General features: G+C 63.2%; 11 protein-coding genes. 10 read left to right on the top strand and 1 reads right to left on the bottom strand.

The window, feature by feature from the left end:
- Positions 1–75 precede the first annotated feature (75 nt).
- From DM813_RS22700 to DM813_RS22680, 5 genes are all read left to right on the top strand, one after another.
- A complete protein-coding gene (locus DM813_RS22700; RefSeq protein ID WP_128325642.1) occupies positions 76–1,659 on the top strand; it encodes an aldehyde dehydrogenase (NADP(+)) in 1,584 nt (527 codons plus the stop codon).
- A gap of 84 nt (positions 1,660–1,743) precedes the next feature.
- On the top strand, positions 1,744–3,123 hold the full coding sequence (locus tag DM813_RS22695) for an MFS transporter (RefSeq protein ID WP_128325641.1): 1,380 nt from the start codon (positions 1,744–1,746) through the stop codon (positions 3,121–3,123).
- Positions 3,120–3,860: an SDR family oxidoreductase gene (locus tag DM813_RS22690; protein ID WP_128325640.1), complete on the top strand. Its 741-nt coding sequence runs from the start codon at positions 3,120–3,122 to the stop codon at positions 3,858–3,860. Before DM813_RS22695 ends, DM813_RS22690 begins: the two co-directional genes overlap by 4 nt.
- Before the next feature lie 29 nt (positions 3,861–3,889).
- Positions 3,890–4,738 carry an ureidoglycolate lyase gene (locus DM813_RS22685; RefSeq protein ID WP_128325639.1) on the top strand — a complete coding sequence of 283 codons (849 nt, stop codon included), beginning with the start codon at positions 3,890–3,892 and terminating at the stop codon, positions 4,736–4,738.
- 9 nt (positions 4,739–4,747) lie between these two features.
- A complete protein-coding gene (locus tag DM813_RS22680; RefSeq protein ID WP_128325638.1) occupies positions 4,748–5,656 on the top strand; it encodes a 2-hydroxyacid dehydrogenase in 909 nt (302 codons plus the stop codon).
- Positions 5,657–5,662: 6 nt separating this feature from the next.
- On the opposite strand, the gene DM813_RS22675 is transcribed toward DM813_RS22680, so the two are convergent.
- Positions 5,663–6,460, bottom strand: a complete 798-nt coding sequence (locus tag DM813_RS22675; protein WP_128325637.1) for an alpha/beta fold hydrolase — start codon at positions 6,458–6,460, stop codon at positions 5,663–5,665.
- A 221-nt stretch (positions 6,461–6,681) separates the two neighbouring features.
- Between DM813_RS22675 and DM813_RS22670 the strand changes: the two genes are divergently transcribed.
- The 5 genes from DM813_RS22670 to bcsG all read left to right on the top strand — a co-directional run bounded on the left by DM813_RS22670 (position 6,682) and on the right by bcsG (position 14,685).
- On the top strand, positions 6,682–8,268 hold the full coding sequence (locus DM813_RS22670; RefSeq protein ID WP_128325636.1) for a sensor domain-containing diguanylate cyclase: 1,587 nt from the start codon (positions 6,682–6,684) through the stop codon (positions 8,266–8,268).
- A gap of 277 nt (positions 8,269–8,545) precedes the next feature.
- Positions 8,546–11,272, top strand: coding sequence for a cation-transporting P-type ATPase (locus tag DM813_RS22665; RefSeq protein WP_128325635.1), 2,727 nt, complete (start codon positions 8,546–8,548; stop codon positions 11,270–11,272).
- A 77-nt stretch (positions 11,273–11,349) separates the two neighbouring features.
- On the top strand, positions 11,350–12,909 hold the full coding sequence (gene bcsE / locus DM813_RS22660) for a cellulose biosynthesis protein BcsE (RefSeq protein ID WP_128325634.1): 1,560 nt from the start codon (positions 11,350–11,352) through the stop codon (positions 12,907–12,909).
- Positions 12,906–13,094: a cellulose biosynthesis protein BcsF gene (locus DM813_RS22655; RefSeq protein ID WP_128325633.1), complete on the top strand. Its 189-nt coding sequence runs from the start codon at positions 12,906–12,908 to the stop codon at positions 13,092–13,094. The genes bcsE and DM813_RS22655 overlap by 4 nt, the downstream gene beginning before the upstream one ends.
- Positions 13,087–14,685 (top strand): cellulose biosynthesis protein BcsG, encoded by a 1,599-nt coding sequence (bcsG, locus tag DM813_RS22650; protein WP_128325632.1) that lies wholly within the window; start codon positions 13,087–13,089, stop codon positions 14,683–14,685. The genes DM813_RS22655 and bcsG overlap by 8 nt, the downstream gene beginning before the upstream one ends.
- Positions 14,686–14,692: the final 7 nt, after the last annotated feature.

The following is a 14,692-nucleotide window of genomic DNA, read 5'->3' as shown; positions in this document are numbered from 1 at the left end:
CAAATGCCATTGGGAAAGAATCGCTTGCCTGCCTAGATTAGCCACCAGTCTCTTCAACAGGTTTCAGGAGCGTTCATGTCTCAACATGCTGGATACAACTTCATTGGCGCCACCCGCAGCGCCGCCGGCAGCCTGACCTTGCACAGTGTCGATGCCAGCACCGGTGAAGCGCTGCCCATTGCTTTTTACCAGGCTACTGCCGAAGAAGTCGACGCTGCAGCCCTGGCTGCGGCAGCTGCTTATCCTGAGTTTCGTGCGTTGGCGCCGGTACGCCGGGCCGAATTCCTCGAAGCCATCGCCGGTGAACTGGACGCCCTGGGTGAGGACTTCATCCACACCGTCTGCCGCGAAACCGCTTTGCCTGCCGCGCGCATTCAGGGTGAACGGGCGCGTACCAGCGCTCAGTTGCGGCTGTTCGCCAATGTCGTGCGCCGTGGCGACTTTCTCGGCGCACGTATCGACCGTGCGCAACCACAACGCCAGCCGCTGCCGCGCCTGGATATCCGTCAGTGCCGACTGGGCCTGGGGCCGGTGGCTGTGTTCGGTGCCAGCAATTTCCCGCTGGCGTTTTCCACTGCCGGTGGCGACACCGCCGCAGCGCTGGCTGCTGGTTGCCCGGTGGTGTTCAAGGCTCACAGCGGTCACATGGCCACGGCGCAGTTTGTAGCGGAGGCCATCTTGCGCGCTGCCGAACGCTGCGCCATGCCGGACGGGGTGTTCAGCATGATTTTCGGCAGCGGGGTGGGTGAGGCGCTGGTCAAGCATCCGGCGATCCAGGCGGTAGGCTTTACCGGCTCGCTCAAAGGCGGCCGCGCCCTGTGCGACCTGGCGGCGGCGCGGCCGCAGCCGATTCCGGTGTTCGCCGAGATGAGCAGCATCAACCCGCTGATCGTGTTGCCGCAGGCCCTCGCCGTGCGCGGCGAGCGCATCGCCCGTGAGCTCGCTGCGTCGGTGGTGCTCGGGTGTGGCCAGTTCTGCACCAACCCGGGGTTGATCCTGGGTGTGCGCTCGGCGGATTTCAGCGCGTTCATCGAGCACCTGCGCGGGCAAATCGCCGACCAGGCGCCGCAAACCATGCTCAACGCCGGCACCTTGCGCAGTTACACCCATGGCCTCAACGCGCTCAACGACCATCCCGGCTTTCGACACCTGGCCGGCGCCGAGCAGCAGGGCAACCAGGCCCGGCCTCAGTTATACCAGGCGCAGGCGCAATGCCTGCTCGACGCTGATCCGCTGCTGCAGGAAGAAGTGTTCGGCCCGGTCACGGTGGTGGTCGAACTCGCCGACCGCGCGCAGCTGCTGCAGGCCTTGCAAGCCCTAGGCGGGCAACTGACGGCAAGCCTGATCGGCGAGGCCGATGATCTCGCCCAGGCCGCCGACCTGGTGGCGCTGCTCGAACACAAGGCCGGCCGCCTGCTGGTCAATGGCTACCCGACCGGGGTCGAGGTGTGCGATGCGATGGTGCATGGCGGCCCGTATCCGGCCACGTCCGACAGCCGCGGCACCTCGGTGGGCAGCCTGGCCATCGAGCGCTTCCTGCGCCCGGTGTGCTACCAGAACTTCCCCGAGGCACTGCTGCCGGCGGCCTTGCACAATGCCAACCCGCTGGGCCTGTTGCGCCTGATCGACGGCCAGCCAAGCCGCGAAGCGATTCTCTGACGGCTGCACTACCGGGCGCCTGGCGCCCGGTATTCGATCCATAACAACAATCAGGCATGCCCGACATGCCGAGGGGTCACAACGATGCACACACAACCTGAGCACCTGGCGTCTTCGCCTGCCCACGATCCGAGGTTCGAAGACCGGACCTACCGCAAAGTCATCCTGCGTATCCTGCCGGTGTTGCTGCTGTGCTACATGGCGGCCTACCTGGACCGCGTCAACATCGGTTTTGCCAAGCTGGACATGCTCAACGACCTGCAGTTCAGCAACACGGTCTACGCCCTGGGCGCCAGCGTGTTCTTCTGGGGCTACTTCCTTTTCGAGGTGCCCAGCAACCTGTTGCTGCACCGCTACGGCGCACGCTTCTGGATCGCGCGGATCATGTTCAGCTGGGCGATCATTTCCATGGCCGTGGCCTTTACCGTGCCGTTGGCGGCCTTCTTCAATGTCGAATCCAGCACCATGTTCTATGTGCTGCGTTTTCTACTCGGTATCTGTGAGGCCGGGTTTTTCCCCGGCGTGATCCTGTACCTCAACTACTGGTTCCCGACCCACCGGCAAAGCCGGGTGATGTCGGGCTTCCTGATTGCCATGCCGATCAGCCTGACCCTCGGTGGCGTGCTCTCCGGCTGGCTGATGACCGCCCTTAACGGCTGGCACGGCATGGCCGGCTGGCAGTGGATGCTGCTGATCGAAGGCATCCCCTCGGTGATCATGGCGGTGGTGGTGTTCACCTGCCTGTGCGACAACATCGACAAGGCCAAGTGGTTGTCGAGCGAAGAAAAGCAGATGCTCAAGGCCAACCTGGTGCAGGACAACCACGGCAAGGCCACGCGCCTGAGCGAGGTATTCCTCAACAAGCGCGTGTGGCTTTTGGTGTTCATCCTGTTGACCTTCAACACCGGTTTCTACGGCCTGGCGTTCTGGATGCCGTCGATCATCAAGAGTGCCGGCATTACCAGCAGCCTGGAAATCGGCCTGCTGACGGCCATTCCCTATGGCGTGGCCGTGGTGGCCATGCTGCTCAATGCCCGGCACTCCAACCGCACCGGCGAGCGCCGCTTGCACGCGGCGATCCCGGCGTTCATCGGCGGTTGCGGGCTGATTCTCAGTGCCTTCTTCGCGCACAACCTGGTGCTCTCGGTGCTGTTCCTGACTGTCGCCGCCTCCGGCATCCTCAGCCTCATGCCGATTTTCTGGACCTTGCCCGGCACGGTGTTGTCCGGTGTTGCGGCAGCGGCGGGGATCGGCATGATCAACGCCTTCGGCAACCTCTCGGGTTTCACCGGGTCGATGATCACCGCCGTGGCCGAGAACCTCACCGGCAATATCAACAACGGCACTTATGTACTGGGCCTGTGCCTGTTTGCCAGCGGCCTGCTGATCCTCTCGATCCCGGCGGCCATGCTCGGCCAGCAACGCAGCGAGCCGAGCGCTGTGCTCAAGCTGGAGACGGTATGAACCTCAAACACAAACGTGTGCTGGTTACGGCGGCGGGCCAGGGCATCGGCCTGGCCAGCGCCAGGGCCTTTGCCGAAGCCGGTGCCGAGGTGATTGCCACCGACATCCACCTGCAGGCGTTGACCGGGCAGGGCGGCATCCAGGCGTATACGCTGGATGTCACCGGCGCCGAGGCCATTGACGCGCTGCGCGATTCGCTGGGTGGCATCGATGTGCTGTTCAACTGCGCAGGCTATGTGCACAGCGGCAGCATCCTCGACTGTGACGAGCAGGCCTGGCAGCGCTCGCTGGACCTCAACGTGACCGCCATGTACCGCATGATCCGCGCCTTTCTGCCGGGCATGCTGGAACGCGGTGGCGGGTCGATCATCAACATGTCGTCGGTGGTCTCCAGCGTAAAAGCGGTACCCAACCGCTTTGCCTATGCTGCCAGCAAGGCTGCGGTAATCGGCCTGACCAAGGCGGTGGCGGCCGACTACATTGGCCAGGGTATCCGCTGCAATGCCATTTGCCCCGGCACCGTGGAGTCGCCGTCGCTGCATCAGCGCATTGCCGAGCAGGCCGCCGCCCAGGGCGTGAGTGCCGAGCAGGTCTACCGGCAGTTTGTTGCCCGCCAGCCAATGGGCCGGCTGGGCACTGGCGAAGAGATCGCCCAGCTGGCGCTGTACCTGGGCAGCGACGCCTCGGCCTACACCACCGGTGGCGTGCACCTGATCGATGGCGGCATGAGTATCTGAATTTCTTTTGAATCAAGCAGGAGACACCGATGAAACTGTTGCGATATGGCGAGAAGGGTGCGGAGAAACCCGGCCTGCTGGATGCCTCACAGCGTATCCGCGACCTGAGTGGCGTGCTTGCAGACATCAGCGGCGCCGCCCTTGAGCCGACCAGCCTGGCGAAACTGGCCAGCCTTGACCCCGACAGCCTGCCGCTGGTTGAAGGCACGCCACGCATCGGCCCGTGCGTGGGCAACATCGGCAAGTTCATCTGCATCGGCCTGAACTATGCCGATCACGCTGCCGAAGCCGGCATGGCCGTGCCCAGCGAACCGATCATCTTCAACAAGTGGACGAGCGCCATTTGCGGCCCGAATGACAACGTCGAGATTCCGCGAGGGTCGATCAAGACCGACTGGGAGGTCGAGCTGGGTGTGGTGATCGGCAAAGGTGGTCGCTACATCGATGAAACCAATGCCATGGACCATGTGGCCGGGTACTGCGTGATCAACGACGTGTCCGAGCGCGAGTGGCAACTCGAGCGTGGCGGCACCTGGGACAAGGGCAAGGGCTTTGACACCTTCGGGCCGATCGGCCCGTGGCTGGTGACCCGCGACGAGGTGGCCGACCCGCACCAGCTGGACCTGTGGCTGGAGGTCGACGGTCATCGTTACCAGCAGGGCAATACCCGCACGCTGATCTTCCGCATTCCGCAACTGATCGCCTACCTGAGCCGCTGCATGAGCTTGCAGCCGGGCGATGTCATTTCCACCGGGACGCCGCCCGGTGTCGGCATGGGCATCACGCCGGCGCCGGTGTTCCTGCGTCCGGGGCAGACCATGCGCCTGGGTATCCAGGGGCTGGGTGAGCAACGCCAAGTCACTGTCCAGGCCGATTGAGGGGCTGTAATGAAAGCCGAATTGTTGATGTTGGCGCCGTTGCTCCCGGAGTACGAAGCGCAACTGGCCGAGCATTTTCACCTGGTCCGTGCCTGTAGCCGCAGCGAGCAACAGGCGCTGCTGGCGGATCGACCGGAGCGTTTCAAGACGCTGGTTACCAATGGCGGGGAGGGCGTAGACCCGCCGTTGATGGCGGGCCTGGGCAACCTCGCCCTGATTGCGGTCAACGGTGTCGGGATCGACAGGATTGACCTTGAGCTGGCCAGCGCCCGTGGCATTCGCATCGCCACAACCGACGACATCCTCACCGACGCCGTGGCTGATCAGGCGGTGGCGTTGCTGCTGGCACTGTTGCGTCATGTCTGCCTGGCCGACCGTTTTGTGCGCGAAGGCCGCTGGCGTGAAGGTGGCTTTGCACCGTTGGGGACCAGCCTGCGCGGGCAACGTGTGGGGATTGTCGGCCTGGGCAAGATCGGCAACGCCATTGCCGCACGCCTGCAACCTTTTGGCGTTCAGCTGGCGTACCACAACCGCCGCCCGCTGGCCGACAGCCCGTATACCTATCACGCCGAACTGGCAGCCCTGGCGCAGGCCAGCGATATCCTCATCGTCGCCGCCGCCGGCGGGGCCGGTTCTCGTCATCTGGTGGATGCAGCGGTGCTCGACGCGTTAGGACCGCAAGGGGTGATCGTCAACATCGCCCGTGGCAGCGTGATCGATGAAGAAGCCCTGGTGGCACGCCTGGCCGACGGGCGCCTGGGGGGGGCTGCGCTGGATGTGTTCGAGCACGAGCCGCAGGTGCCCGAGGCGCTGCTGGCCCTGGACAACGTGGTGCTGCAACCGCACCTGGGCAGCGCCACTCTGCAAACCCGCCGGGCCATGGCCGACTGCGTCGTGCGCGCGGTACTGGCGGGCTAGCGGCGGTTAGTGGACGAGCAGCTGGCAAACAGGTTCTAGCACAGCTGCCGGTGCTTCGCGGTGCGGCACGTGGTGGCAGCCTGGCAGGATCAGGTAGCGGCCGGGCCCGGTCGATAGCCGGGCGATGCGCTCGGGGTGCAATGCCGAGCCGTATTCATCGTGTTCACCATGCAGGGCCAGCAGCGGGCAGTGCAGGGTGCCGACCACGTCTTCCAGGGTCCAGTCGCTGAATGCTGGCGACAACCAGGTGCGGGTCCAGGCGCCCAGTACCCAGGGCGCCTTGTCGCCGTGGTACTTCTCCAGGCGGGCCATGTGCTGCGGGTCTTTGAACTGCTCCTCGGCGATGCGGATGCCGGCGAGCGTCAGGTCTTCGACAAACGCCTGCGCCGCCACGGTGATCAGTGCGTCACAGTGCTCTGGGTGCAACGAGGCGCAGGCGGCGGCCATTGCGCCGCCGACGCTATGGCCGAAGGCAACGAAGTGTTCGATACCCAGCGCGGCCTTGAGCGGTGCAAAGAAGTGCACGGCTTCATGGCGGATGAAGTCCAGGGGCAGCGTTCCCGGGTAGCGGTCAGACTGGCCGAAACCGAGGCGATCATAGGCAATCACCTCACGCCCGGTGGCCTGGCACAGTTGCTGGGGAAAATCCCGCCACAAGGCGACGCACCCAAGCGAATCGTGGAACAGCACGATGGGAGGCAGTGCTGGCGTGTTCGAGCCCGTCGCCGGGAACCAGCGGGTGCAAAACAGTCGCCCCTCGGCGGTGTCGATCCAGAGCGATTCGGTACTGATGGACAAAGACATGCAAGACCTCGTTGAACTGTTCAGCCCCGAGCATAAAGCATTGGGCAGCGCCAAGGTGAACGCTTGTTCAGCCTGCGGGGCGCACCACGAAGGCTGCGGATAAACCGGCAAAAGCAGCTACGCTTCTTACGCCAGGAGGCAATCTTCCGGTTGGCCGGGTGCCAGGTGGTCACGTGTGCGATTGCACTGTGCGGCATGAATTGAACAGTACGGCAGGGTTCATGAAGAAATTCGCTCCAGCGTCCATCAGTTTGCGTGGGTTGATCCTGATATTCGTTTTGCTGGCCGTCATCGCGACGCTGTGCAACAGCCTGTTCGTGGCCTATGAGGTACAGCGCGACGCGCTGATCAAGTCGGCGCTGGAGGCCAATCGTGCCTATGCCTTCAAGGTCGCCTCGGGCATCGACGAGTTTCTCCGTTCGGTGGACGAGCGCCTGGGCTACAGCAGCAAGGTGCTTGGCAACCAATTGAACGATCCGCAGGTACTCAAGGATGAAGTAAAACGCTTGCAGGCCCAGGACACGGAACTGAACTCGGTGATGGTCATCGACGCCACTGGCAAGGCCTTGCAGATCTACCCCGAGCAACCGCTGATCACGGGCACCCACATCGACTCCAACGAAGTTCAGGAGGCGCTCAAGGCGCAGCGCCCGCTGGTCAGTCATGCTTATGAAACGGCGACAGGCAATTTGATTGTATTCATCTCGCACCCGGTGCTTAGCCCTTCAGGGCAGTATCTGGGCCTGATTGGCGGGTCCATTTTCATCAAGCAGCGCGGTGTGCTGCACACCCTGATCGCCAGCCACGCTCTGCTGGACGGCACATACGCTTTTGTCGCGGATGACAACCGGCGCTTGCTGTATCACTGGGATCAACACCGCATTGGAGACGTATTGCCCTTCAGCCCGACGGTTGATGCCGCGTTGCAGGGCGAGAGGGGCACGATGGAAGCGGCTAACTATAAAGGCGTCGATATGTTGGCCGGTTATGCCCAGGTCGAACGAGCCCGCTGGGCGGTGGTAACGCAGCAACCGCGGGAGCAGGCATTGTCCCCTTTGGGCACGCTGATGCGTAACATGCTGGTCAACATCGTCCCGGCGGGGTTGATCGGCCTGATATTGATCTTTTGGGGGGCAACACTGATCACCCGGCCATTGCGGCATCTGGCAAACAGTGCGACCCAGCTGTCGGCTCCAGAGGCCACCGAGCGCCTGGGTTCGGTCAACGCCTGGTACGCCGAGGCGGCTGCCATCCGCAGCGCCTTGCTCAACAGTGTGCAGCTGTTGCAGCAAAAGCTCGGACGCCTGCGGCGCGCGGCTGAAAGCGATGCCTTGACGGGCCTTGCGAACCGTCGGGCCATGGATGAAGGCTTGCGTACCCTCGACCAGTCCGGCCAGCACTACTGCGCGCTGGCACTGGACATTGACCGCTTCAAGCGCGTCAACGACACCTATGGCCACGATGTCGGCGACCTGGTGCTCAAACAGGTGGCGTCGATTATCCAGGAGCACTCAAGGGCTGAAGACCTGGCCTGTCGGGCCGGCGGCGAAGAATTTACCCTGCTGCTTCCGGACATCAGCCTGGCCACTGCCGGTGAAGTGGCCGAACGCATTCGCCTGGCGATTGCCACGGCGGTGTTCGAGCAGATCGAGTCGTTGACCATCTCCATCGGCGTGGCCTGTCGCAGTGATGAGACGCCAACGCCTGAAGCCATTCTCAAGCACGCTGACGAGCTGCTCTACCAGGCCAAGCAGACCGGACGTAACCGCGTGGTCGTGCAAACGCTGGCGGTCGATGCTATCGACTGACAGTCCAGGGCTTCGCATTGCAGCAGCGATTCAGCCGGGCCAAGGGCAGGCACGGCATTTCGCTGCTAGTGTCTCTGGGGGCAAATATCCGCCGTGCGGCGGAACGCCATGATCTGCATCAAGCACCCGCCTGTGACAGGGGTTGAAACTACGCACTGCGGGCAAGTGGATCGGGTTGGAGGGCGAACGTCGGAGTAGCAGCTGGGTGCCCCCTCGCCAAATCACCGTAGATCGCCCATTGGCCCGTTCACCTCAGGACGAACACCGGGAGGACGGTATGGGATCATTGCAACCCCAGGAACCTGGCAACACCACCAAAGCAGCGCCGTGGTACCGCAAAAGTGCGCAACAAACCATGGCCGACCTGCAAACCGACATAAAGGGGCTGACCTCCGAAGAGGCGAAGGCGCGTCTGCTGCGCCTAGGCCCGAATGCGCTGCCGGCCAAACCTGTCGATCCGGTGTGGCTGCGTTTTGCCCGCCATTTTCACGATGTACTGATCTATATCCTGCTGGTCGCAGCGCTGGCCACGGCCTTGATGGGGCACTGGACCGACACCCTGGTAATCATCCTGGTGGCGGTGATTAACGCGTCCATCGGCTTCTTTCAGGAGAACAAGGCCGAGCAGTCGCTGGCGGCCCTGCGTGGCATGCTCAGCAGCACCGCGCACGTCGTGCGTGGTGGCCAGAAGCTGGAGGTGGATGCCAGCGAACTGGTGCCGGGCGATGTCATTGTGTTGCGCCCCGGCGACAAGATTCCCGCCGATGTACGCCTGTTCGAGGTGCACCACCTGCAGGTCGAGGAGTCCATGCTCACCGGTGAGTCGCTCACCGTGGCCAAGCAGGTCGACGCGCTGGACCACGAGGCGCAACTGGCCGACCGCACCAACCTCGGGTTCTCCGGCACCAGTGTCAGCGCCGGAAACGCCAAGGGTGTGGTGATCGAGACGGGGCCGGCCACCGAGCTTGGCAAGATCAACCGCATGATTGCCACGGTGGACGAAACCCAGACACCCTTGTTGCGCCAGATCGCGGTGCTGGGCAAACGCATTTTCCAGCTTATCGTCGGGATGATGGTGGCGCTCTTCGTGATCGGCTTCTTCTGGCACGACTATCCGCTGGGCGAGTTGTCGCTGTCGTTGATCAGCCTGGCAGTGGCCTCGGTGCCGGAAGGGCTGCCGGCCATTGTCTCGATCATCCTGTCGTTGGGCGTGCAGCGCATGGCCAACAACCAGGCGATCATTCGCAAGTTGCCCACGGTGGAAACCCTGGGGGCGATGAACGTGATCTGCTCGGACAAGACCGGCACCCTGACCATGAACGAGATGACGGTCAAGAACGTGCTGACCGCCACCACCCGCTATGGCGTCGACGGCCAGAGCTACGAGCCGCGTGGCCGCATTACTCTTGCCGGTGCAACCGAAGCGCTGGACTGGGCGGCGCACCCGTATCTGCAAGCCTTCATTCGCGCCGTCGACATCTGTAACGACAGCAGCCTGCAACAAGACGAGGCGGGCCGCTGGACAGTGGTCGGCGGTCCCACCGAAGGCGCACTGAAGGTATTAGCGCGCAAGGCCGACCTGGCTCCGGTGGAGGTGCAACGTCTGGGCAAGATTCCCTTCGACTCGGCCTACAAGTACATGGCACGCCGCTGCGATGTCGCCGGCGAAAGTGTCATCTACCTCAAAGGTGCGCCCGATGTGCTGTTGAGTCTGTGCGAACAGCAGTTGGGCGCCGATGGCCCGCAGCCGCTGGACCGTGCCTATTGGGAACGCGAGATGGGCCACATCGCCGACCAGGGCCTGCGCATGCTGGCCGCTGCCTACCGACCGGTGCCGGGCGCCAGTGGTGAGATCGATCACGCCGACCTGAACCAAGGCATGATTTTCCTTGGCGTTGCCGGGCTGATGGACCCACCGCGTCCCGAGGCCATCGAGGCCATCGCCATGTGCCGGCAGGCTGGTATCGACGTCAAGATGATCACCGGGGATCACCCGGACACTGCTGTGGCCATCGCCCGCATGCTGGGCATGGGCAGCGAACTGCGCGCCATGACCGGCAAGGAACTGGAGCAGGCCGACGACACTGCACTGAAGTCGCTGGCCATGCAGTACTCGGTGTTTGCCCGCACCAGCCCCGAACACAAGTTGCGCCTGGTGCGCGCACTGCAGGCGAACAAACAGGTGGTCGGCATGACCGGCGATGGGGTCAACGATGCCCCGGCACTGAAGCAGGCCGATGTCGGCATTGCCATGGGCATCAAGGGCACCGAGGTGACCAAGGAAGCCGCCGACATGGTGCTCACCGATGACAATTTCTCGACCATCACCAACGCCGTGCGCGAAGGGCGCAGGGTTTATGACAACCTGAAGAAAACCGTGTTGTTCATCTTGCCGACCAACATGGCCCAGGGGCTGCTGATCGTGGTGGCGATTCTGCTCGGCGCGGTGGTACCGCTGTCACCGCTGCAGATTCTGTGGATGAACATGGCTACGTCCACCACCTTGTCGTTCGCCCTGGCGTTCGAACCCGGTGAGCCGGGGATGATGCGTCGCTCACCGCGCAATGCCGGTGAGTCGATCCTCAATGGCTACGCCGTATGGCGGGTGCTGTTCGTGGGCTGCCTGCTGACTGCCGCCGCGTTCCTGCTGGAGTCGTGGATGCTCGCCGACGGCCAGGACACCGACCATATCCGCACGATGATCCTGCACACCCTGGTCACCGCGCAGTGGGCCTACCTGTTCAACTGCCGCCTGCAGGACCAGTTCTCGCTGAACATGGCCTTGCTGCGTAACGGTGCACTGCTGACGGTGACGCTGGGACTGATCCTGCTGCAATGCCTGCTGATCTATGTGCCGTTCATGCAGACCGCCTTCCATACCGTCGCCTTGCCATTGAGCGGCTGGCTGATTTCGTTGGGGATCGGGGTACTGGTGTTCTTTATCGTCGAGCTGGAGAAGCTGGTGGTACGGCGCTGGAAAGCCAGTCGCGACAGTACGACGTGATAAAGTACGTCTACAGTCTTTGTTGTAGGGCCGTTCGGATACTTTCATAAGAAGTTACTGAGCGGTCCGTAGTACCCATGCCCTCATGGAGGTGGTCATTGCATGCGTCAACACCGGTGTTGCCCGGTCTTCCTGACAGACAAGTCGAAATGCGCACAGGTGGCCTGTATTGGCTGACCTGTGAAACACCCGAAACGGCCAACCGCCTGTGCACCCAACTGTTAACGGGCTTGCCAGCGTCGCAGCGGGCCTTCCTGGTCAACGCGGCAGGCGACTCACGTGATCTGGTCAAAGGTATTCCCGATCATTTCGGGCCAGGGCAGCTGACATTGTTCGATCTGCCGGCGATGTCGCCGAAACGCTTGATCGAGGCGCTGCGCCAGGACGTCCCGCGGGTGCGCGATGGCGAAGGGGCGTTGTGGCTGGTGCGGGTGCCGCTCAAAGGCCTCGACGAGCGCGTGTCGCAAAAGCTCGGGCAATGGTGCGTGCGCATCCAGGACTGGCTGCGCTCGGTCGGCAGTACCCTGCTGGTAGTGGGCGACGCACCGCCGCCGGCGTTGCTCGATATCCTGCTGCGCTACAACGACAACCTGTCCGGGTTGGCCCAGGCTTACATTGGCCAGGGTGCACGGCATTTGCTGGTGCATTTCTGGAGCAACGACGTGGGGGTCAATGGCCCGCATGATTTTCTCCTGATTGATGAAGGCACCGGTTTTCGTGTCTCGTCGCTGCCTGAAGATGGCCGGGTTCTGCCGGCCAGCAACGACCAGCGCCAGGTGCTGGCGCAAACCGCCGTGCTCGGCGCCGAGGCGCCGCCGACGGCCCATTGGCAACTGTTCGACGACCCGGATGCAGTGCTCGAGCAGGGCATGGACGCCCAGGCGGCGACGATCATTTTTGCCCTCGACAGCACCGACGATGTCAACGCGCTTGCAGTTCGCCTGTACCAGTTGCGCAGCCACTGCGGACGCTCGGTCAAGCTGGTGGTTCGCGAGGTCTTGCAAAGCCTGCGTCAGCACGAGGAACAACTCTTGCTGGCCAGCGGCGCCAACCTGATTGTGCCGCAGGGCACGCCGTTCCTGCGTTTTCTGACCCTGGTGCGGTCGATCCAGGGGCAGCGCTGGCAGCGTACCCTGGCGGCCGAACCGTCGAGCCTGCTGGCACGCCTGCAGCCGTTGCAGGTGCGCGGTAGCCTGTCGCCGAAGGCCTTTGCCAATGCGGTTAAAAAGATGACCGACAACACTGCCGGCACCGAGGTCAGGCACCAGCTGTTGCGGTTGCAGCCGTTGCCCCGGCTGAGCCCGACGGTGGTGCTGCAGCAGTTGCAACTGCGCCGCTATGGCGACATTGCCTGTGTCGCCGGCGATAACCTCTACCTGTTCCTGTTTGCCTGTAATCCACCCTTGGTTGAGGCGGCGCTACGCAATATCTTCCGCTTGCCCTGGCAGGGCGTAATCGCGGGTTACGAGAGTGTGGTGCCGTCGCAGGTGCTTGCCCTGCCGGAGTTTCAGTCGGAGGAGGTTGCGCCGGTGGACACCGTGGCCCAGGCCCCGGTTCACGTGCAGCCCGATGTCGAGGTGTTCCGGCCGCTGCAGCCGCAGAAAGTATCGCTACAAGCGCTGGGGGCGCGGCAATGACCTACAACGAACTGATTTGGGTCATCGGCCTGACTGCCGTGCTGACGGCGCCGACGGCGATCGTGCTGTTTCTCATGGGGCGACGTCTGACCACCTGGCTCAGCCGTCGCCTGCCACCGCGTCACCTGATCGCGCGGGGCGTAAGGATTAATCATGTTGGTGAAAAGGAGGGCGCCCATGACTGAAGCGGTCGCCACCCGTCCGGCCGTTCGACTGCCGGAACTGGGCCTGTGGAATCTGTATTTTCTGATCAAGTTCGTCCTCTTGTGGATGGGCCTGCTTGATTTCAATGCCTTGCTCAATCTGCTGCTTGCCGCCGGTTTGCTGTTGCCCTTGCCAGGGCGCTGGTTGCCACGCCTGCGTCAGGTCATTGCCGTGCCGCTGGGCGTTGCGCTGTTCTACAAAGACACCTGGTACCCGCCGTTTCGGCGGCTGTTCGAGCAATCTGAAGTACTGGCGTTCTCTGTTGACTATGTCATCGACCTGCTCGGGCGTTTCGTCAACTGGGATGTACTGGGGGTGCTGTTTGCCATTGCCTTGCTCTACCTGTTCATCGCGCCATGGCTGCGCCTGACCGTGGTCACGGTTGCGCTGTTGTTGTGGGTGTACCTGGCCGGTGCCTTGCCAGCCTTCAACGTGCCGGTGCAATCGGTGGCCGGCGAAGTGTCGACGACCCAGGGCGCTTCCAGCGAAGTGGCCGAGAGCAAGGCCATTGATGCCTGGCTGGATCAGTTCTATCGCGAGCAAGCCGGCAAGGTGACCCGCTTCCCGGAGAAGAACCCCACCGCAGAGCCGTTTGACGTGCTGATCCTCAACGTCTGCTCGCTGGCCTGGGATGACCTGGAAGATGCCGGCATGCGTGACAACGCGTTGCTGCGCCGCATGAACATAGTGTTCGACCGCTTCAACTCCGCCACCTCCTACAGTGGCCCGGCAGCCATTCGCATGCTGCGCGCCAGCTGTGGCCAGCCGCACCACATCAAGTTGTACGAGCCGGCGAATGAGCAGTGCATGCTGTTCGACAACCTCGCCAAGCTGGGTTATGCCCCGGAGTTGATGCTCAACCACAACGGCCCGATCACCCGCAAATACATGACCTTCCTGGCCGGTCAGCACCTGCCGCCGCCGCTGATGAGCAGTGACGATTTCCCGGTTGCGCTGAAATCCTACGACGGGGCCAACATCGCCCGTGACCGCGACGTGTGGATGGCCTGGTGGGCCCAGCGGATCAAGGACCAGAAACCGGCGGTGTCGTTGTTCTACAACACCATCACCCTGCATGACGGCAACCGGGTCACCAACCCCGACGGCAGCACCCGGCGCGCCTCGTTCCAGGAGCGGGCGAAGAACTTCCTCGACGACCTCGACCAGTTCATCGACACCATGAAGCAAAGCGGACGGCGGGTGGTGCTAGTGCTGGTACCGGAGCACGGTGCGGCGGTACACGGCGACCGCATGCAGATCTCCGGCATGCGCGAGATTCCTTCGCGCTCCATCACCCATGTGCCGACGGCGATCAAGCTGATCAACATGGGCGAGTCGGACCAGCAGGGGCCGTTGCACGTCACCACCCCGACCAGCCACCTGGCGGTGTCCGAGCTGATTGCCCGGTTGTACGCGCAGCAAGGCGGTCCGCTGGACCTGGAGGCACTGATTCACGACCTGCCGACCACGGCGGCAGTGTCCGAGAACTCCGATTCGGCAGTGGTCGAGTTCCAGGGCAGGCCCTATGTACGCCTGAAAGGGCAGACAGAGTGGATGCTATACCCCGAATGAGCATGAC

It is taken from the genome of Pseudomonas alkylphenolica (assembly GCF_004025535.1).
GTDB classification, from domain to species: domain Bacteria; phylum Pseudomonadota; class Gammaproteobacteria; order Pseudomonadales; family Pseudomonadaceae; genus Aquipseudomonas; species Aquipseudomonas alkylphenolica_A.
The sequence above is the reverse complement of the archived record's forward strand: the minus strand, read 5'-3'. Positions and strand labels throughout refer to the sequence as shown.